Genomic DNA, 20,169 nt, shown 5'->3' on the forward strand with positions numbered 1-20,169 from the left:
CATCAGATGCGCAGGCCGTGGCTGGTATCGGCGGCCAGCGCCGCCAGTGCGTGTCGAGACATCTGGGGCAGCGCCACGACCTGTTCGGCCGCCCCCAGGGCGATCGCTTCGCGCGGCATGCCGAAGACCACCGAGGTGGCCTCGTCCTGAGCCAGCGTGGCGGCACCCGCCGCACGCATTTCCAGAAGTCCTCGGGCGCCGTCCTTGCCCATGCCGGTGAGCAGAATGCCGACCGCGTTACGCCCGGCGTGACGGGCGGCCGATTCGAACAGCACATCGACCGACGGCCGGTGCCGGTTGACCGGCGCCGACTCCTCCAGCGCGATCACGTAGTTCGCCCCGCTACGCGCGACGCGCATGTGCGCCGGCCCGCCGGGCGCGATATACGCATGGCCGGGCAGGACGCGCTCGCCCTGCTCGGCTTCCTTGACATGGATACGGCACAGGCTGTCCAGACGTCGTGCGAATGACGCGGTGAAACCGGCCGGCATATGCTGGGTGACCAGCACAGCCGGGGCATCCGGGGGCATCGGCACGAGCAGTTCGCGCACCGCTTCCGTGCCGCCGGTGGATGCGCCCACGATGAACAGCTTCTCGCTGGAAACTCGCGGCACACGCAGCGCAGGCGCCAACTCGTGGCTGGTCGCGGCCCGGCGTGGGCGGGCCGCGGCGGCGGCCCGGATCTTGGCGGCGATCTCGGCGGCATAGTCGAGCATGCCGTCGCGAATATTCAGGCGTGGTTTGGCCACGAAATCCACCGCGCCCAGGGCCAGCGCCTGCAGGGTGGCTTCCGAGCCGCGTTCGGTCAGCGAAGACACCATGAGCACTGGCATCGGCCGCAGACGCATCAGCTTTTCCAGAAAGTCGAGCCCGTCCATGCGCGGCATCTCGACGTCGAGGGTGAGCACGTCCGGGTCGTGGCGCTTGATCAGCTCACGCGCGACCAGCGGGTCGGGGGCAGTCGCCACCATCGCCATATCCGGCTGCTCATCGACGATCGCGCTGATCAGGCTGCGGATCAGCGCCGAATCGTCGACACACAGCACCTTGATCACGGCCTTCACGGGGTGCCCGCCATCGGCCCGGACGCGGCGCGCGCGGCCCGCCTGATCGCCTTGGCCAACGACTGCTCGCGTGCGATCACCTCGGCACCGCGATTGGCATGACGCCGTACCCGCACCACCCCGCTGGCCGGCCGGTACTGCAGCTGACGCGGGCAACGATCGCCCAGATCCTCGGCGACGAGGTGGATATTGTGTTCGGCCAGGTACCCGCGCAGAAAATCGACGTTCGCCTCGCCGATACGCGCGCCCCTGAGATCGTCGAGCACGCTCGCCCCGCCGAATGCCTTGGCCTGGATACGGTCGGGCCGTGCGCCCTGTTCATACAGCGCCGCCAGCAACCGATCCATCGCCGGCCGGCCGTAGCGCAGCGGCCGCTCGCCGGCCAGCGGCACCCCCGCGGCGGGACCCGGCAGCATGAAATGGTTCATCCCGCCCACGCCGGCGACCGGGTCCGCCAGGCAGGTCGCGACACAGGAACCGAGCACGGTGGTCACCAGCAGATCCTCGGCGGTCACGAAAACCTCGCCGGGCAACAGCTTGACCAAGACCAGGCCGGAAACGGGATCGACACAATGCCGACCGGCCGGACTCACGAGGCCACCCGCACGCGGGCGGCGCGCTCGTAGACGGTATGGCTGCGCAGCGTGAACGCGCTCGTCAGGCCACTGAAGTTTTCCGAATGCCCGGCGAACAACAACCCGTCCGGGGCGATCAGCGCAGCGAAACGATCGAGCAGCGCTTTCTGGGTGGCCTGATCGAAATAGATCATGAGGTTGCGGCAGAAGATCGCGTCGAACGGGCCGGACAGATCCCAGTCGTGCGTACGCAGGTTGAGGGGGCGGAACTCGATCATCGATCGCAGCGCCGGGGTCACGCGTGCCAGACCGGCACGGGTACCCGAGCCGCGCTGAAAGAAACGCTTGCGCCGGGTCTCCGAGAGTTTTTCGACCTCTGCGAGCGGGTAGATGCCCGCCTGGGCGCGCGCCAACGCTCGCGTGTCGATATCGCTGGCCAGAATCGATGCGCTGGCTGCGCGTTCGCCCAGGGTCTCGACGAGCGTCATGGCGATGGAATAGGCCTCCTCGCCGGTCGAGGCCGCACAGCACCAGACGGCAAGCGGCCGACGCCGATTGCGGGCATGGGCGGCGAGCAACGGAAAATGATAGGCCTCTCGAAAAAACGCAGTGAGATTGGTGGTCAGCGCGTTGACGAAATGCTCCCACTCGGGGTGCGCCGGGCTGGTCTCGAGCAGGCCGAGATAGTCGTCGAACCGCGTCAGCCGAAGGGCACGCAGACGCCGGGCGAGCCGACTGTAGGCCATCTCGGTCTTGTGCTCGGCCAGGGCGATACCGGCACGCGCATGGATCAGGCCGCGGATACGGACGAAATCGCGATCGGTGAAGACCAGATCCCGGCCGGACGTATCTCCGACCACGTCAGCGTCCGCCTGACCGGACAGCGCCCGCGCGCCGACCATGGGCTGCCATGCTCACGTCGCGGCCGCCTCCACCAGCGCCATCTCGTGGCTGGTCATCATGCGATCGATATCCACGATGATGAGCATGCGATCGTCCACGCTGCCCAGCCCCTGCAGGTAATCGGTCGCCAGGCCAGCCCCGAAGTCCGGCGCCGGCTTGATCTGCTCGGCAGACAGGCCGAGCACGTCAGAGACGCTGTCGACCACCACCCCCACGATCCGCTCACCGATGTTGAGCACGATCACCACGGTCTGCTCGTCGTAACGGGCCTCGCCGAGCCCGAATTTCAGCCGCAGATCGACGATCGGCACGATCTCGCCGCGCAGGTTGGTCACGCCCTTGACGAAATCGGGGACGTTGGCGATACGGGTGACGCTGCTGTAGCCGCGGATCTCCTGAACCTTGAGGATATTCACGGCATATTCCTCGGCGCCCAGGGCGAATACCAACACTTCGGTGTGGCTGGACTCTTCGCGCGAATCGCGGGCGAGTGCATGGCTCATGACACGGTCTCCTGTTCGATGGTGACGGATGGCGCAGGGACGCACGGCGGCGGACGACGGGCCAGACGCGACAGCGCGAGCACATCGAGAATCAGCGCGACGCTGCCGTCGCCGAGGATGGTCGCCGCGGATACGCCCGGCACTTTCCGGTAGTGGGTTTCCAGATTCTTGACCACCACCTGCTGCTGGCCGATCAGCTCATCGACGAACAGCGCGAACGGCCGTCCCTCGCTCTGTACGACCATGACGATGCCGCGGGATAGATCGGTACGGGCCGCAGGCACATCGAACACTCGATGCAGCTCGACCAGCGCCAGATACTGGCCCCGGACCTCGATAACGCGGCCACCGCCGGCCACCGGTCGTACCTGCTCGGTGCGGACCTGTATGGACTCCACGATCGCCCCCAACGGCATGATGAACACCTCGCCGCCGACACGGATCGACATGCTGTCCATGATCGCCAGGGTCAGCGGCAGCACGATACGCACGGTGATGCCGATTCCCGGCTCGGAGATTAGGTCCACATGGCCGCCGAGCTGCTGGATGTTGCGTTTGACCACGTCCATGCCGACCCCTCGCCCAGAGACGTCGGTCACCGCTTGTGCCGTGGAAAAACCGGGGGCGAAGATCAGTTGCCAGACTTCGTCGTCGGCCATTGCATCGTCGACCGCCAGCCCGTTCTCCCGTGCCTTGGCCAACAGACGATCCCGGTTCAGCCCGGCACCGTCATCCCGGATCTCGATGAGCACGTTCGCGCCCTGGTGACGGGCCGCCAGCGTCAACGTTCCGGCGCGCGGCTTGCCCGCGGCCTCGCGTGCCGCCGGCGCCTCGATTCCGTGGTCCAGGCTGTTGCGCACCAGATGGGTGAGCGGGTCCATGATCCGCTCGATCAACCCCTTGTCGAGTTCGGTCGAGGCGCCGACAGTGGCCAGCTCGACCTCCTTGCCGAGCTTGCGGCCCAGATCGCGCACCAGGCGCGGAAACCGGCTGAACACATAGTCCATCGGCGTCATGCGTACCGACATCACCGCCTCCTGCAGATCGCGTGCGTTGCGCTGCAGCTGGGCCATGCCCTCGGCCAGTTCTGCGGCCACGTCGGCGTGCAGCCCGGCCGTGGCCTGTTCGATCATCGACTGGGTGATCACCAGTTCGCCAACGAGGTTGATGATGCGATCGACCTTGTCGGTCGCCACCCGCAGCGACGTGCTCTCGGCGGCTGCAGAACGCGTCTGAGCGGCGGCTGCTTCCAGGTTTGTGCGCCCGCCCGCGTTCGCGCCCGGCGCACGATCGGCGGCCACGCCGTTCGAACAACCGCTCGGTGCCCCGCCTGCCGCTTCGTCGTCGTCCGCGACGATCGTCAGCTGGTCGGCATCGACCACGAAACACAGCACGGAGGTGATATCCGCCGCCGAGACCGTCGAGCGCAATCGCACCACCAGCGTCTCGCCGTCGATCTCGCGTGTCAGCACATCGCCGAACAGCGCCAGCTCTTCGACCAGCGCATCATGCTCGCCGGGGGCCCGGCCGCGAATATCGATCCGAAGAGCCGGCGCCTCGGTGCACTCGGCGTCGATCGCTGCGCTTGCGGCGGGCGGCGCCGCGCTTACGGCGGCCTGGCCACCCGTGGTGTCGGCCAGCGTGGCCAATGTCGCGCCGATCCGCCGACACGCCTCGGCGTCGGGCTCGGCCTGTTCGCGATAGGCCGCTACCTGGGCCTTGAGGATATCGCGGGTCTCCAGGAACACATCCACGATGGCCTGGTCCAGGACGAGTTCATGGTGGCGGGCGCTATCCAGCAGATTCTCCAGCCGGTGCGTGGTGTCCTGCAACGGCTCGAAGCCGAACGTGCCGGCGCCCCCCTTGATCGAATGGGCCGCCCGGAATATGGCGTTCAGATCCTCGTCGGCGGGCGCGGCCGGATCCAGGGCCAGCAACAGGCGCTCCATGTCGTCGAGCAGCTCGTCGGCTTCGTCGAAGAACGTCTGATAGAACTCGCTGATGTCCATGCCAGGACTCGTCATGGGGCGCACCGACCGGCGCGTGGATGAATCGATCGTGTCGGGCGCACTATCGGATCGAGCACAGCAAACTTTAGTCGCGCGGCTCGACGAACCGACCCGCTCAGAACAGGCTCGCCGTGCCGGGTGCGCTCGCCCACGGTCCGACGAACAGTTCATCGCCGTCGATCAGCGATAGCGCTTGCGCCGCCGGTGTCGTCCCGGGCCCAGGACGCCCATCCGCGCTCTGGGCGGCCGGCCTGCGTGGGGCGGGCGGCGGCATGAGCGCCTGGCCTTCGGACTGGATACGCTGTTCGGCAGCGGCGTTGAGCACGAGAATGCTGATGCGTCGATTGACGGCCGCGCTGGGCCCGTCGCCGGGCAGCCGCTGGGTGGCCGCAGCGCCGATCACGCGTAGCAGCTTGTCGGGCGAGTAACCGGCGGCGACCAGCGCACGGCGGGCGGCGTTGGCCCGGTCGCTGGACAGCTCCCAGTTGCCGTAGCTCGCCGCGCCGCCGGCATAGCGCAGGTCGTCGGTATGGCCGGTCAGGATGATCCGGTTCGGCATCGTATCCAGGCGCGGCGCGATCGCGGCCAGCAGATCACGGATATAGGGCTGGATATGCGCACTGCCGAGTTCGAACATCGGCCGATTGCGATCGTCGAATATCTGGATACGCAGCCCGTCCTGGACGATATCGATCTTGATCTGCGACGACATCGCGTTGAGCGCAGGGTCCTGGTGGATGAGGCTTTCAAGGCGACGTTTGAGCCGGTCGAGCCGCTGACGGTCCACCGTGGTGGCGTCGGGCGTGAAACGCATGCGCGTCATGCCGTCGGTGCGTGTGGGATCGGCCCCGCCGCCGGGGATGACGCTGTCGCTGGCGCTGCTGCGATCGCCGCCGGCGATGGCCACCGACAGCGGCGTGCGGAAGTAGTCGCCCACCTGTTCCATTTCCGTGTCGCTCAGGCCCCCGAGCAGCCACATCACGAGAAAGAAGGCCATCATCGCGGTCATGAAATCCGCATAGGCGATCTTCCACGTCCCGTGGGCGCCATGCTTGGCCACGGGGCGCTTGCGCTTGACGATGATCGGCCGACGGCTCTCGGCGCCACTCATGCCGTGCGCTCGCGGGCAGGCGCGGACTTGACCTCACGGACATGGCTTTCGAGCTCGTTGAACGACGGCCGTTCAGCGGCGAACAGCGCCTTGCGACCGAACTCGATGGCGATCGGCGGAGGGTAGTTGTTCAGATGGGCCAGCAGCGTGACCTTGATGCTCTGCAGGATCTTGGTGACATCCTCCACCTGGGCACGCACGCGGGCGGCCAGCGGGGAGACGAAACCATAGGCCAGCAGGATGCCCAGAAAGGTGCCGACCATGGCATGTGCGATCAGCGGACCGATGCCTTCCGGGTCGAGCGCGGCCGCACCCAAGGCGTGTACCACGCCCATCACTGCCGCGACGATGCCGAACGCCGGCAGCGAATCGCCCATGGCCGCCAGGCCGTTGGCCGGTATTTCGGCTTCGTGCTGGAAGGTCTCGATCTCGTGGTCCATGAGCGCTTCGATCTCGAAGGCGTCCATGTTGCCGCTGATCATCAGGCGCAGATAATCGGTGACGAACTGCATGATCAGCGGATCGGCCAGCAATCCCGGATAGGCCGAGAACAACTCGCTGTCCTGCGGGTTCTCGATATCCTGCTCCAGCGCCATGATCCCGGACTGCCGGGCCTTGGCCAGCAGCAGATACAACAGCGTCATCAGATCCAGGCATACGCTCTTGCGATAGTGCGAACCGCGCATGAGCTTGGGCAGGGTATGCATGGTGGCCACGATGCCCTTGCCGTTGTTGGAGGCCACGAACGCGCCCAGGCCGGCGCCGAGGATGATGACCAGCTCGGCCGGCTGGTACAGCGCGCCCATATGCCCGCCGACCATCGCATAGCCGCCCAGTACCGAACCGATGACGATGACGTAACCCGCAAATATGAGCACGAAGCTTCCCTTGCCGGCGTGGTAGGCCACGCACATTTAAGAGGTGTTAGTGCGTCATAACGGCGCCGACGGCCAAAGCTTGAACGTGCCCTGCGACCGGCCCGGAAAACCCCGTGGCTAGTTGCTGCGTTCGGCGGCCGAACCTGCCCGGGCTGCCTTGCGGCGCTTGGTCTTGCCGGCCCGCGAGGGCGGCTGACAGATCCCGCAGACGAAATCGCTGTCCAGTGTGTAGGCATGGCCAACGAAACGCCCCGAACAGCGGAGGCAGGTGGACAGCTGCATCATGTCGCTTTCGAAAAACCGCACCAGCATCCAGGCGCGTGTAAGCGTGAGTACCGGTTTGCCGTCGTCCTGCAGAGGCACCTGTTCCAGATACAGCCGGTACGCGTTGACCACCGACTGCATACGGCTGCGTTCGGGGTTGCGCCGCAGGTATAGATAGGTGTTGTAGAACAGCGACGAATGGATATTGGGCAACCAGGTCACATACCAGTCGGTCGAGAACGGCAGCATGCCCTTGGGCGGCGATTCGTGATGAATTTCCTTGTAGAGATTGATCAGCCGGCGTCGGCTGATCTGGGTCTCGGTCTGGAGAACCTGCAACCGTGCGCCGAGCGTGATGAGTTCGATCGCCAGGCTGATCTGCTTGGCTTCGTCGATGACGCTTTTTTCAGCCATGTCGCTGCTCGGACGGGCGCATCGGTCTGGCTTACTTGGAATCCGGCGGCCCGGCCCGGCGATCGGCCTGGCGGCGATCCTTGCCGGTGCGGCGCTCTGCCTGACGGCGATCGCTGCGACGCCGCTCCGGCCCGCTCCAGTCCCCGGCGGCTTGCGTGCGTCGATCGGCCTGCCGGCGATCGCCCTGTCGACGCTCACCCTGACGGCGCTGGCCTTCGCGCTTGTCCTGACTCGACAACAGGATCGCGGCGTGCACACGCCGCATGTCGTCGTCCTCGCTTGCATTCACCAGGGAATACAGCTCCGATGCATCGCCGAGGGAAAAGTGGCACAGCAACTGGTTGCAGCGTGCGAGCTTGACCAGATCCGGCACGGGGATCTTGCTCAGCAGATCGGCCATCTCCTCATCGATCTTGAGCCGGAACATCGCCAGCTCACGGTCGCTGTTGATCAGCCGCTGCATGAGCAACAGATACGACAGATTCACGTCGCGTACGTCGTCGAGCAAGTGCTCAGTACTCATTCCGTTGCCTTATCGCCATGACGCATGGTCCGGCCACGACAGCCTGCACACGGACGAAACGCCCCCTGTCGGCCTGCGCGGCGCCTGGAATCCGGGCGCGGAACCAAACGCTGCAGAACACCACGATGTGATGACACATCGGGCGACATTCCCCGTGTAAACCCCCGCGGCAATTGTTGTATATGCAATTGTCCGTGCGTGCTCAAACTATACAAAGCACCGCGTGCATACAACAGGCCACCCCCGCCATGTGCCGCTCCGCGTCACCTGACGATCAGCGTCATGCCTTGATAGTCAAAGCCTCGCGCTGTTCGACTAAAGATGAAACCGAATTTCAGCGTCATCGATACATCGGCGCCCGATCGCGCAGCCTGGAGCTAGCGGAACTGGCTGCTGGCTGTCTCCAGTTCGTAGACCCAGGCCAACAGTTCGGCGACCGCGCGATAGAGCTCGGGCGGGATTTCCGCATCGAGATCCACGCCCATCAGCAGGCGCACGAGCTCGGGCGATCGATGGGTATAGAGCTCATGCTCGTCGGCCTTGGCGATGATGGCGTCGGCGATGTCGCCATAGCCCTTGGCCACCACGCGCGGGGCGGCCTCTCCGGGCCGGTAGCGCAGCGCCACCGCATGGCGACGCGCCTCGCGATCGTCGTCGGTTTCGCTCACGTGGATGCGCTCGGCTCGATGGCCGGTAGCACCTGCACCCGCGGATGGCCACAGCCGGCTCGCTCCAGGCGTTCGGCCAATGTCGTCGCGTCGCCTTCGAGCATCGAACGCCCGTGGCTGTGCTCGGCCCAGGCATAGACCTCGACACGCCCGCTGCCCAGAGACAGCTGCAGTTCCACCCTGCCCAGGCTTGGCAGGTCCAGACGCAGCGCCGTGCGATGACTCGCCGGTCGTATCTCGTCTTCGCCATGCGCCTCGGCCCGGTCGTCATCGTGGGGCTCGCGCTCTATCTGCCACGCCATGGGCACCCCCGGCCAGGCCTGACCCTGCCAGCGGAAGACCGGCTGATCGAGCATATCCAGCTGTTGTCGCAGCAAGGGCAACAATCGCTCGTCCACGTCGCCGGCCGATTTGGCCGACGGCGCCGGCGCGCCCGCGTCGGACCCGGACCACGACGGCTCGGACGCCGGCCGCACCGGCCGCTGGGCCTGCGGCTCCTGGCGCAACTGCGACAGCGGCCGCCGGCCTTCCAGCCACTGGCCTAGATGCGACTCGTAAAACAGACCGCTGTAGACAACCTGATGACCCAGTATCAGCGCCAGCGCCGCCGGCGTCGGCATCCTGCCGGTCGAGCCGACCAGCGGCGGCGCCGGACTGGTCGCTTTTGCCGGCCCATCGGCAAGCCCCGCCATGAGTGCGGCAATCGTCTCGCCTGCCCGACTCAGATGCGCCCGCGCCGACGATGCCTGGCCAGGCGAGTCCGATACGGCTGCCCGCACCCCGGCCGCCGCCCGGGTCGGCGTTTCGTTACCGTCCGGCGCTGCCGCGCTGACCGCGCGGCTCGACCGGCTCCCGGCGAGCGCTTCGGAAGGCCCGGTCGCGCGTCCGCCGGGCTCGCCACGGCCCGGTGTCTCGCGGACCGATGCGATCGAGGTGATCGCCGACAGCGGCGAATTCGGGCGCGTTGCGCTGAAACGCTCGATATCACCCCGGCGACCCAGCACCTGGGGCAGCAGCGTATCCAGAATCGGCGTGATACTTGCCATGGACGACCGATCGCTCCGACGACCCGGGCCGGTCAGCCCGGCCTTCCGACCTCGTAGGCCCGACTGACCTGCTGACGGCTGCGCGTCTGCGTCATGACGCTGCTGAGCTGTCGCATCCGCTCATGCAGCAGTCCACGGACGCTGTCCTCGGCGCGACATATCTCGACCAGCAGTTCGTATTTGCGGGCCCGGGTGGCCGGATCCAGATCGATATCCTTTTCCTCGTCGGCCAGCTGCGCCACATGACAGACATATTCGTCCTGCAGCGCCAGCAGCGCTTCCCAGTCACCGTTGTGTGCATGCACGAGCAGGGTCTGCCCCCAGGTCAGGATATGCTGGTAACGCTCGATTATGTCGTTGCTGTATTCCACGGGGGTGTCTCGGTAGAAAGCCGTCAGGCCGGCACGGCCGGCGCAGCGACGTGGCCGATCTGCTTCCAGGCCGAACTGATGTCAGTCAGCAGCGTATCGACTTCGGCGACCAGCGTCGCGTCGCTGTGCAGATTGGCCCGCATCAGCGTACGCACCATGTAGTCGTAAAGGCTGTCCAGACGCTGGGCGATCTCGCCGCCGCGCTCGAAATCCAGGGCCGCACGCAGGCCGCGTTCGATGATATCGATGGCTTTGGACAGCGTACGGCCCTTGGCCGCCAGATCGTTGTTGGCGATCGCCCACTGGCTTTTCTTGAGCGCCGCGTGGGTGCCATCGAACAGCATCACAATCAACTGATGCGGGCTGGCGCTCATCGCGCCGGTCTGCAGGCCGACGTGGGCATAGGCATGTGCGGCCTGACGCGCGTGCATCACCATGGGTGTCTCCTTGAAACCTTCGGTTTACTTGTCGTTTCGGTTGTTGTTGAGCATGCTCAACTGCTGGGTGAGGTAGTTGCCGGTCGAGTTCAGCGACGACATCAGCGAGTCGAGCTGGATGAACTGTTCGCGATAGCGGGCAATGGTCGCGTCCACCGAGTCCTGCATGCGGCTCAGCCGCTCGTCGAGCCCGTCGATCCGGTTTTCGGTGCCGCTGCGCGCGGCCGCCAGCAAGCCGTCGTCACCGACCAGCCGCTCGAGGGTCGTACCCAGCAGGCCGGCCACACCGCCGGCGTCGGTATCGGGCGGGCCGGCCATCAGGTCAGCCACGTCGCCGCGGCGCTCGGCCAGGGCGGTGTCGAAGGCGTCGTCGTCGAGCGCCATCGTGCCGTCGCTCTGGAGCGATACGCCGATCTCGGCCAGCGCCGAGAAACCGCCGTCGGCCATCGGCGTGTTGAGCGCGCCGCGCAGCTGATTGCTGATCGAGCGTACGGTGGAATCACCGATGAGCACGCCGTTGCCGCCGTCCTCGCCGCCGTAGGCGGTCAGACTCTTGGCCACACCCTGAAAACGGTTGTAGGCGGATACGAAGGTCTCGAACGCTTTCTTGATCTTATTGTCGTCGCGCGTACTGGAAACGATCTGTGCAGTGTCGGTGGTCGACGACAGGGTCAGCGTCATACCCTGGATCGCCTCATCGAGCGTGTTGCTCGGGCTTTCGATGGTCACGCCGTTGACGCGCAGCAGCGCGTTCTCCGCCGCGACCGTCTGAGTCAACGCGCCGCGGCCCGTGCCACTGTCGTAGCTCAACAGGTCGGTCAACGCCGTCTCGCCCGCGGGCTCGCTCACGGCGACGCTGATCTGGGCCTCCGTACCGGTATCTTCCGAGGACAGCACCAGCCGATAACCGGCTGCGCTACCGTCGTTGATGATCGAGGCGTTGATACCGATACCAGCCTCGTTGATGGCATCGCGCACGCCTTCGAGGCTGCTGCCGTCTGCGCCCAGCGTGATCGCCACGCTGTCGCCGGTCTGGCCGGCGCTATCACCGAGCGATAGCGTGAGGGTGCCGCCCTGGCCGATCGGGGCGTCGAGCGCCGCCTGCCCGTCGCTGACCAGCGATTGCGCCTGGGCGATGCGATCGACATCGATGGCATAACGGCCCGGCACGGCCTCGGCGCCGCCGGAGACCGTGAACGCCTCGGCCGCACTCGAGACCTGAATACTGTCGTAGAGCGTGGCCTTGCCCAGCGCCTTGCTTGCGGTCTGGATCTGTTGGAGTGCGCCCTGCAGCACGCCATAAGCCGACAACTGGGATCTATAGCTGGCCTGCTGATTCTTCAACGGCGTGAGGCGCGATTGCTCCGAGCTCTTGAGGCTGTCCAGCAGCCCGCTCAGATCCAGATTGGAACCGATACCCAGAGAAGAGATCGCAGATGCCATGGCGGTTGCACTCTTGGCTCACCGCTCGTCGCGGCGCGCAATAGAACTGACAGCCCGCCTATCGGCGCGTCGGCCGATTACTTTATGTCGGCCGCCGACTGGGCTCGCGCCCGCAACCCGGAAGCGTTGTCGCACGCCTGCCGTATCCCCCGGCGACGAACGACACGTCCTAGGGACGCGTGGACAAGCGCCGGCCGCCGGTCTCCGGCGCCTGGCCGGGCGGGCAGGCGCCGGCACGTGTGGACCATGTCGCGCCGCGGTCGCCACGACAGATCGTACCGGCGCGCGGCTGGCCATCGTAGCCGTACAGACGATCGCCGTCGGGACGATAGTTGCCACGCCAGTGCTCGGCTCGGGCATCGATCGGCACCCCGATTTCCGGGTAGATGGCGAGGGGCGGCCCGCGGCGCTCCACCGGCCCGGGCAGCCGCTGCGGCTCGGCGTGCGCCGCCCCTGCCAGCCATAGCCCGGCTGCGATCATCAGGGCCCGGCCCGCGCCGCGACCAGGCGAAAAGAATGACCTCATGAGCGTCACGGTAATGCCCAAGCCATGCCTGAAAGTTAGCACGACCGCCGGTCATGGTCGGCAGCCGCCGGTCGGTCGGACGACTCGGTCTTCATGATGGCGGCCGACTCGCAGCCCATAGTCATGACCGTGGACTCGCTCCAGATACGCTCGGTCGCGCCGCAGCGCTGTATCGACCAGACAGCGCAGACGTGCCGCGTCTCCGGGGCATCGATTCTTGCCATGCACAGATCGAACGGCACCCGGTGCAGCGCAAGTCCACGTCCCAGGCGCGATCGCCCATCGCATCACCCACTGATCACAGGGCCTTCAAGACCGTCAATCCCACATCGCCAGCGCACTCGACCCCAGATCGAGCCGCACGTCGGCAATCGCCTTCTCGGCGGCGGCACGGGCCGCGGGCCGGTCGGTGCCCGTTTCGAAGTGCTGCATGACCGCCGGGGTCAGAAAACGGCTGGTCGCGCCATAGACATGCCGGTCGCCGTGGCGATGCTGTTCGGTGACGTAATAGCGCAGCGGCGAAACCAGTTCCAGATGATTCCTGGCCCGGGTCATGGCGACATACATCAGCCGGCGCTCTTCATCCAGCGACGCTGCGCTATGGGTGGCGTATTCGTTGGGAAACGTCCCGTCGGCCACGTGCAGCAGATAGACGCTGTCCCATTCGCGGCCCTTGGCGCTGTGCACGGTCGACAACACCAGGTAGTCCTCGTCCAGGTCGGCGTCGTCGTTGTGATCGCCGGTGGCCGAGGGCGGGTCGAGCGTGAGCTCGGTCACGAACGCCGAGCGGCTGTCGTAGTGGCCGGCCATGCGTACCAGATCGTCGATGTCGCCGGCACGTGCCGTGGTCGGCGCATCGAAGCGCTGGTCCAGCAGGGTCTTGTACCAGGCGGCCAACGGCTCGATGAGCGCCGGCCACGGCGCATCCGCCGCGGCGCCGGCCAGCTGCTCGACCAGCGCCTGCCAGGCGGTAGGCTCGGCGCGCGGCATGCGACAGCCGGCCAGCGAATCCAGCAGGTGATTGTGCCGAGCCAGATGCGCATCGGCATGGCGGGCACCGGCCGGGCCTACGCCGGGCACCATCTGGAATACGCGGAAGGCTGCGATCTCGTGTTTGGGGTTGTCGGCCAGCCGCAGCAACGCGAGCAGGTCGCGCACGTGGGCGGCTTCCAGGAATTTCAGCCCGCCGTACTTCCGGAACGGAATATCGCGCCGGATCAGCTCGACCTCCACGTCGTTGGCATGATGCGCGTTGCGGAACAGCACCGCCTGAGCCTTTAGATCGACCCCGGTCTCGCGTCGTTCGAGCACCGTGTCCACCACGTGCACCGCCTCGGCCTGGCTGTCGGCGACCGTGGTATGGCGCGGCCTGGTACCGGCGCCGCGCTCGCTGACCAGCCGTTTGGCATAGCCGCGGCTGGACTCGGCGATCAGTGCGTTGGCCGCGTCCAGAATCGCGCTTGTCGACCGGTAGTTCTGTTCCAGCGTGACCCGGGTCGTACCGGGAAAGTGATCGCCGAAGTCGAGAATGTTGTCGACTTCGGCAGCACGAAAACCGTAGATCGCCTGGGCATCGTCGCCGACCACGCACAGCCCGTGGCCGCTCGGACACAGACGCTTGAGAATCTCGGCCTGCAGCGTATTGGTGTCCTGATACTCGTCGACCAGCACATGGTCGAAGCGCGCCGCCACCGCCGCGGCCAGCTGGTCGTTACGCATCATCAGCGCCCAGTAAAGCAGCAGATCGTCGTAATCCAGCGAGGCCCGCTCGAGCTTGCGCTGGGTATAGGCCGCGAACAGCTGCTTGAGCGCGTCGTGATGCGCACTGCACCAGGGATATCGGGTCTCCAACACCTCGGCCAGCGGTATCTGGCGGTTGATCGTCTGCGAATAGATGCCCAGACAGGTGTCCTTGCGCGGAAAACGCGCCGCCCCGGGTTGTGCGCTGGCCCGAGCCAGACCGAGACGCTGGCGACATACATCCAGCAGATCCGCCGAATCGCTGCGATCCATGACCGAGAAATTCTCGGCCAGACCCAGATGGTCGGCGTGCAGGCGCAGCAGGCGCGCGCCCACGGCGTGGAAGGTGCCGGCCCAGGGCAAAGTCACAGCCTGGTTGGCCCGGCCGCGCGCGGTCATCGATGCGGCCACGACACGGTGGGCCCGCCGCGCCATCTCGTCGGCGGCCCGGCGCGAAAACGTCAGCAGCAGGATCCGGCGCGGATCCACGCCGGCAAGCACCAGATGCGCGGCGCGGTGACTCAGCGCCTGGGTCTTGCCGCTGCCGGCGCCGGCGATGATCAGCAGCGGCCCCGCGTCCACGCCGCCGGACTGTGCGCGGCCGTGGGTGACGGCTTCGCGCTGGGCGTCGTTGAGCGTGGCCAGATGACGGGTGTCCATGACGGCAGCGTTCATGGCGCGAGCCTGGCATGCGCGGTGGGTCAGAACCTGACCCGGCGCACACCGATTGTCGTGCCATCTCGGCCACGCGCGTCGGCTGGCCTGTCTCGCGCCGGCATGCCAGCCAGCCGGCAACGACGGAACCGAACTCGCGGACATCCCCGAGCATCGCCTGTTCTACGATGCCACCGGCGCCCGCTGTGCCCTGCGCGAACAGCCGCTGCGGTGGCAGGCCTACGAGGGCGATATCGGCAATGCGATGCGCGACCGGTCGTTGCCGATCCGTGTCGCCGGCCGGGTGCCGGGTCAGCGACTGGCCGGACGAGGCCTGTCAGGGCGCCGCCACGACCGCGTCGTGGGCCCCGTACGGCACACCGCGGGCCGGTTCGGCAGCAACGCCCGCGAGCGGTTAGACTATTGGCCGAATCCGCATGGCGTCGGGCCAGCCCGACGCAACCCAACGAGGAAATGCCACGCATGTTCGAACCGATTGAGCGCGTCCCTGGCGATGCCATCCTGGGACTCATCGAGGCTTTCAACAACGACAGCAACCCCGACAAGGTCGATCTGGGTGTCGGTGTGTATCGCGACGAACAGGGCATAACCCCGGTCATGCGGGCGGTCAAGGCCGCCGAGCAACAGCTCATCGACGACGAAAAGACCAAGGCCTATATCGGCTCGCACGGCGACCCGGAGTATGGCCACTTCGTGCTCGAGACCGTGCTGGGTGCGAACAGCCCGGTGCTGGCGGCCAACCGTGCGAGCGCAACCCAGTCGCCCGGGGGCACCGGCGCGCTGCGCCTGGCCGCGGACTTCATCGCCAGCCAGCTGCCGGGCAAATCGATCTGGCTGTCGGATCCGACCTGGCCCAACCATCTGGGCGTGTTTTCCGCGGCCGGCCTGAATCTCGAGAAGTATCCGTATGTCGATGCCGACAACCGGCTCGACTTCGACGGCATGCTCGCCGCGCTCAAGGCCATCCCCGAAGGCGATGTCGTGCTGCTGCATGCCTGCTGTCACAACCCGACCGGCTTCGACCTGTCGCACGAGCAATGGCAACAGGTGCTGGACGTAGTTCGCGATCGCGGCCTGCTGCCCCTGGTGGACTTCGCCTATCAGGGCTTCGGCGACGGCCTGGACGAGGATGCCTTCGGGGTGCGCCTGCTGGCCGAAAACCTCGATGAAGTGATCATCACCCAGTCCTGCTCCAAGAACTTCGGCATCTACCGCGAGCGCACCGGCTGCTTCATCGCCATCGCCCGGAACAGCGAGGACATGGAAGACGTACGCTCGCAGCTGGCGATCACCGCACGCGAGAACTATTCCAACCCGCCGGCCCACGGCAGCGCGATCGTCGCCACCATCTTCAACTCGCCGGAACTCACCGCCATGTGGCGCGAGGAGCTCGGCGAGATGCGCGGCCGGATCAACCAGCTGCGTCAGGACTTCGTCGCCGCACTCGCCCCGCACGGGTTGGACCAGCGGTTCGCGCATGTGGCCGAGCAGCGCGGCATGTTTTCCTATACCGGGCTGACCGCCGATCATGTCGCCCAGCTGCGCGACAAGCACAGCATCTATATGGTCAAGTCCGGGCGCGCCAACGTGGCCGGCCTGTCGAAGGACAATCTCGACTATGTCTGCAACGCGATCGCCGATGTCGTGAAATAGGCCGGCGCTGGCCACGGTCGTGAAAAAGCCGCCGGTGCGCACTGCGCCGGCGGCTTTTTTCATCCGCCCTGTCTGCCCGGACGGCCAATGCCGAACTCACAAGGCCACCGCGGGCCCTGCGGTTCGTGATCCGTCGTGGCTGCCATGCGGAGCGCCGGGCGAGACTTGACTCGCGACACGGCGCGTTCGGCTGATCGCCGGCGGATCAAACGGCTGCGCGAATGCGTTCCAACGGTACAGGCTCGCGCATATCGAGCGTATCGGCACTGACCTGCCGCTCGGACAGGCAGTTCAGCCAGGCCTGCAGCGGCCGTGCGCGATAGAACCGCCGGAGCCCGTCGCCGACGAACCCGGCCAGATCGATGTCCTCGTCCGGATAGATCAATCGATGGGCTTTGCGCGCTTCGACGTCATCGGTGACCACTGCCGCCTCACAGCGCAGATACAGACAGCGATGGTTGTTGGTGCCCCGCGGCCGGGTGGAATCGTAGTAGGTGAGGAACACCCGTGGGTTGGCATCGATATTCTTCGAATGAACGGCATCGACCCACGACGACCAGTAGATCGCCAGCGCATCGTCCGCCACCGCGGTCACCGGCGTGTTCCACGGCTGATCGTCGGCGCTCGTAGCGATATTCGCATACAGGCACGTGCTCATTAGCTCGGCGCATCGTGCGCCCAGTGCGTGTTCGTCCATGACATCCTCCTTCATACGGGTATTGGAACCGGAGCGACAGGCCCTGCCGCCCAGGGTGTGAGTATCGCGAGTACGGCCCGGGCCACCGACCGTCACCAAAGCCGGCGCGTGACCGCATCGCCGGGCTCGGCGGCGCCACCGATCGGGTCTCGCACGAGCACGGTTCTGGCCCGGGGCACACGTCACGCATCGCGCGCGGCGTTTTTGAGCCCGCGCCGCCGCGCGAAATATCGCGGGTGGCCGAACCAGGCCATGACCACGCCTAGACCCAGCACGGCGGCGCCGATGCCGAAGGTCACCCGGTATTGGCCGACCGCCATATAAAGCGCGGACAGGCCGTAGCCGGCGACCGCCTGGGCCAGGGCGAACGCCGCGGTGGCCACGCCCCAGAGCCGCTTGTGCTCGGCCGGGCCGACCATCTCGGCCAGGCGGCCTGATGTGAGTGCCACGATGCCGGGTATGAGTGCGCCCACGGCGATTGAAGACAGCGACCGTGTCCACAGGCCGATCGCGACAAACGGCAGGCCGACGGCAACGCACTTGAGCGCGAAGGCCAGGGTCAGGCTGATATGCCAGCCGGCCCTGGGCACGACCCACCGCGTGGCCACCGGGCCGAGGAGCGCGCCCAGCCCGAACAGCGCCCACTGGCCATTGGCCGCGGCCATGCCCACCCCGACTTCACGCGCCAGATAATCGACCCAGAACATGGTATGCGGCACGAAGCCGATACCTTCGCAGGCATAGGCACCGATCACGAGCACGACCGCCGGCCAGAGGGCCGGACCGACGCCCGGCGCCGACGGGTCGACGGCCGAGTGGCCGGCAGACGGCCGGGGCAGACGATACAGCGCGATATCGCCCACCACGCCTGCGATGAGCGTCAGCACGCCCAGGGCGAGCCAGGTCAGCCACAGGCCGGCCTGCAGCAGGCCGGGCACGACCACGGCCGACAGCAGGGCGCCGAGGCCGATGCCCATGAACATCAGCGTGCCGACGATCGGCCGTCGTTCAGGGGCAGTGGCCGCCAACGCCGTCGCCGGCCCAATCACCATCAGCCATGCCCCGGCCAGCCCGGACAAAAGCCGCCAGACGAAGAACCAGGCAAACGGCGCCGCATGCATACAGCCGATGAAGCTGAGTGTGACCAGTGCGAACGACAGGCCCAGGGTGGCCCGCGCGCCGAAACGCTCAGACGCGGTATGCGCGGTCACCGCCCCAATGAAATAGCCGAGCAGATTGGCCGCCCCGAGATAGACCGCCGCCGAGGTCGTGAACCAGTGCGCTTCCACCACCGCCGGCACGAGCGATGTATAGGCAAATCGAGCCAGCCCGATTCCGACCAGCGTAGAGGTCAGGCCCACGAGTAGCGCCGGGCTGTTCGACGCGGTTTGATGCCGAGCTGCGGTCACGGGTTCCAGTCCATCGCGATCGGGTGTCGAGGACGAGAATAGGCAAGCTATGCGTTCACTAAAAATGATTTATACTGATTCCAGTTATCCTTTTTTAAGATATCTCATCGCGTATGCAGCTCCAGTCTTTACGCCTGTTCGTTGCGGCCGCCTCCAGCGGCAGCTTCAGCATCGCCGCGAAACAGACGCATACGGTCCAATCCAACGTGACCGCGCATATCAAGAAGCTCGAAACCGAGCTGGGAGTTGCCTTGTTCATTCGTCAGGGGACGATTCATCTGACCCCGGCAGGCCATACGCTGCTGACCCACGCACGGCGCACGCTCGCCGCGCACGACGAGACGCTGGCCTCATTCAACGGACACGATCAACCGCACGGTGTCCTGCGAATCGGCTCCATGGAAAGCACGGCTGCGGTACGGCTTCCGAGTCTGCTGGCTGCCTACCACCGGCAGTATCCCGGTGTCGATCTGCGTCTGGCGACCGGCACCACCACCGATATCGTGGCACAACTGCTCGCAGGATCACTGGACTGCGCCTTCACCGCGGGGTCCGTGCCGCATTCGCGCCTGTACCGTGTCGAAGCGTTTCACGAATCGCTGGTCCTGGTTGCTGATCGACCTGTCCCAGTAATGCCGTCGGCCGATGATCTGCTGGAGATGCCGTTTCTGGCCTTCAAGCAGGGCTGTCACTACCGCCAGTGCGTGGAACGTCTGCTGGATCGCCAGGGCATTGCCGGCGCACGGATATTCGAGTTCGGCTCGATCGACGGCATCCTCGGCTGCGTGGCCGCCGGCATGGGCTATGCCCTATTGCCTGAAACCGTGGTCGCCGCCTACCGATCCCGGTTTGCGATTCACTCTATGGATCTGCCGGCCGATATCGGCGGCGTCACGACCTATTTTGCCGCCACCGCCACCACGGGCTGGTCTCCTGCATTGTCCGCGCTCGATGCCATGGTGCGGCATCGCCCCCACACGGATCTGGCGCCGCCCCGAACAGCGCTCGGCTGAGCCGATATCCCGCCCGGCGGTAGGCGTTGGGCGCGAGCGGCTGCACGGCAGTCGGTCACGACGGGCATGAAAGCCGGCGCAAGCAAGACCCGAGCGCGCCGGCAGACGGTTCGACGAGCCCGGCAGCCGGATGGAACCCGGCTGCCGGACACGGGCTGGAGCTGGCGCCTGTGGAGGCTCGTCCCTGGCCGACTTGCGCACGGGGTCATCGACAGATGACCCTCTGCGCGGACTTGAGCCCGGTCCC

20 protein-coding genes are annotated in these 20,169 nt (G+C 66.4%); 2 read left to right on the forward strand and 18 right to left on the reverse strand.

The window, feature by feature from the left end; translation table 11 throughout:
* Positions 1-2: 2 nt before the first annotated feature.
* The 16 genes from T31B1_RS00745 to T31B1_RS00820 form a co-directional block, all read right to left on the reverse strand.
* Positions 3-1,064 carry a protein-glutamate methylesterase/protein-glutamine glutaminase gene (locus T31B1_RS00745; RefSeq protein ID WP_353247546.1) on the reverse strand — a complete coding sequence of 354 codons (1,062 nt, stop codon included), beginning with the start codon at positions 1,062-1,064 and terminating at the stop codon, positions 3-5.
* Positions 1,061-1,657: a chemotaxis protein CheD gene (locus T31B1_RS00750; RefSeq protein WP_353247547.1), complete on the reverse strand. Its 597-nt coding sequence runs from the start codon at positions 1,655-1,657 to the stop codon at positions 1,061-1,063. Before T31B1_RS00750 ends, T31B1_RS00745 begins: the two co-directional genes overlap by 4 nt.
* Positions 1,654-2,541 (reverse strand): CheR family methyltransferase, encoded by an 888-nt coding sequence (locus T31B1_RS00755; RefSeq protein WP_353247548.1) that lies wholly within the window; start codon positions 2,539-2,541, stop codon positions 1,654-1,656. Before T31B1_RS00755 ends, T31B1_RS00750 begins: the two co-directional genes overlap by 4 nt.
* A gap of 12 nt (positions 2,542-2,553) precedes the next feature.
* On the reverse strand, positions 2,554-3,045 hold the full coding sequence (locus T31B1_RS00760; RefSeq protein ID WP_353247549.1) for a chemotaxis protein CheW: 492 nt from the start codon (positions 3,043-3,045) through the stop codon (positions 2,554-2,556).
* Positions 3,042-5,054, reverse strand: coding sequence for a chemotaxis protein CheA (gene cheA, locus T31B1_RS00765; RefSeq protein WP_353247550.1), 2,013 nt, complete (start codon positions 5,052-5,054; stop codon positions 3,042-3,044). The genes T31B1_RS00760 and cheA overlap by 4 nt, the downstream gene beginning before the upstream one ends.
* 115 nt (positions 5,055-5,169) lie before the next feature.
* Positions 5,170-6,165 (reverse strand): flagellar motor protein MotB, encoded by a 996-nt coding sequence (gene motB / locus T31B1_RS00770; protein WP_353247551.1) that lies wholly within the window; start codon positions 6,163-6,165, stop codon positions 5,170-5,172.
* Positions 6,162-7,043: a flagellar motor stator protein MotA gene (gene motA, locus T31B1_RS00775; protein WP_353247552.1), complete on the reverse strand. Its 882-nt coding sequence runs from the start codon at positions 7,041-7,043 to the stop codon at positions 6,162-6,164. Before motA ends, motB begins: the two co-directional genes overlap by 4 nt.
* Positions 7,044-7,160: 117 nt before the next feature.
* Entirely contained in the window at positions 7,161-7,721 is a 561-nt protein-coding gene (gene flhC, locus T31B1_RS00780; protein WP_353247553.1) for a flagellar transcriptional regulator FlhC, read from the reverse strand.
* Between the two features lie 31 nt (positions 7,722-7,752).
* Positions 7,753-8,244, reverse strand: coding sequence for a flagellar transcriptional regulator FlhD (gene flhD / locus T31B1_RS20050; protein WP_502950902.1), 492 nt, complete (start codon positions 8,242-8,244; stop codon positions 7,753-7,755).
* A gap of 377 nt (positions 8,245-8,621) precedes the next feature.
* Positions 8,622-8,912 carry an EscU/YscU/HrcU family type III secretion system export apparatus switch protein gene (locus tag T31B1_RS00790; protein ID WP_353247554.1) on the reverse strand — a complete coding sequence of 97 codons (291 nt, stop codon included), beginning with the start codon at positions 8,910-8,912 and terminating at the stop codon, positions 8,622-8,624.
* Positions 8,909-9,958 (reverse strand): flagellar hook-length control protein FliK, encoded by a 1,050-nt coding sequence (fliK, locus tag T31B1_RS00795; RefSeq protein WP_353247555.1) that lies wholly within the window; start codon positions 9,956-9,958, stop codon positions 8,909-8,911. Before fliK ends, T31B1_RS00790 begins: the two co-directional genes overlap by 4 nt.
* Before the next feature lie 32 nt (positions 9,959-9,990).
* A complete protein-coding gene (locus tag T31B1_RS00800; protein WP_353247556.1) occupies positions 9,991-10,329 on the reverse strand; it encodes a flagellar protein FliT in 339 nt (112 codons plus the stop codon).
* Positions 10,330-10,352: 23 nt separating this feature from the next.
* Positions 10,353-10,760 (reverse strand): flagellar export chaperone FliS, encoded by a 408-nt coding sequence (gene fliS, locus T31B1_RS00805; RefSeq protein ID WP_353248717.1) that lies wholly within the window; start codon positions 10,758-10,760, stop codon positions 10,353-10,355.
* A gap of 30 nt (positions 10,761-10,790) precedes the next feature.
* Positions 10,791-12,209, reverse strand: coding sequence for a flagellar filament capping protein FliD (gene fliD, locus T31B1_RS00810; protein WP_353247557.1), 1,419 nt, complete (start codon positions 12,207-12,209; stop codon positions 10,791-10,793).
* 169 nt (positions 12,210-12,378) lie between these two features.
* A complete protein-coding gene (locus T31B1_RS00815; protein WP_353247558.1) occupies positions 12,379-12,735 on the reverse strand; it encodes a hypothetical protein in 357 nt (118 codons plus the stop codon).
* 318 nt (positions 12,736-13,053) lie between these two features.
* The gene (locus T31B1_RS00820) at positions 13,054-15,150 is read right to left on the reverse strand and encodes an ATP-dependent helicase (protein ID WP_353247559.1); all 2,097 of its coding nucleotides are present in this window, start codon (positions 15,148-15,150) and stop codon (positions 13,054-13,056) included.
* Positions 15,151-15,612: 462 nt separating this feature from the next.
* On the opposite strand from T31B1_RS00820, the gene T31B1_RS00825 reads away from it, so the two are divergent.
* Positions 15,613-16,803 carry an amino acid aminotransferase gene (locus T31B1_RS00825; protein ID WP_353247560.1) on the forward strand — a complete coding sequence of 397 codons (1,191 nt, stop codon included), beginning with the start codon at positions 15,613-15,615 and terminating at the stop codon, positions 16,801-16,803.
* Positions 16,804-17,008: 205 nt separating this feature from the next.
* Here T31B1_RS00825 and T31B1_RS00830 read toward each other — a convergent pair whose 3' ends face one another.
* Together T31B1_RS00830 and T31B1_RS00835 are read right to left on the reverse strand one after the other, a co-directional pair.
* Entirely contained in the window at positions 17,009-17,500 is a 492-nt protein-coding gene (locus T31B1_RS00830) for a pyridoxamine 5'-phosphate oxidase family protein (RefSeq protein ID WP_353247561.1), read from the reverse strand.
* Between the two features lie 182 nt (positions 17,501-17,682).
* Positions 17,683-18,909: a YbfB/YjiJ family MFS transporter gene (locus T31B1_RS00835; RefSeq protein ID WP_353247562.1), complete on the reverse strand. Its 1,227-nt coding sequence runs from the start codon at positions 18,907-18,909 to the stop codon at positions 17,683-17,685.
* A gap of 113 nt (positions 18,910-19,022) precedes the next feature.
* On the opposite strand from T31B1_RS00835, the gene T31B1_RS00840 reads away from it, so the two are divergent.
* Positions 19,023-19,922 carry a LysR substrate-binding domain-containing protein gene (locus tag T31B1_RS00840; protein WP_353247563.1) on the forward strand — a complete coding sequence of 300 codons (900 nt, stop codon included), beginning with the start codon at positions 19,023-19,025 and terminating at the stop codon, positions 19,920-19,922.
* Positions 19,923-20,169 lie beyond the last annotated feature (247 nt).

The sequence above is a fragment of the Salinisphaera sp. T31B1 genome, from assembly GCF_040361275.1.
Classification (GTDB): domain Bacteria; phylum Pseudomonadota; class Gammaproteobacteria; order Nevskiales; family Salinisphaeraceae; genus Salinisphaera.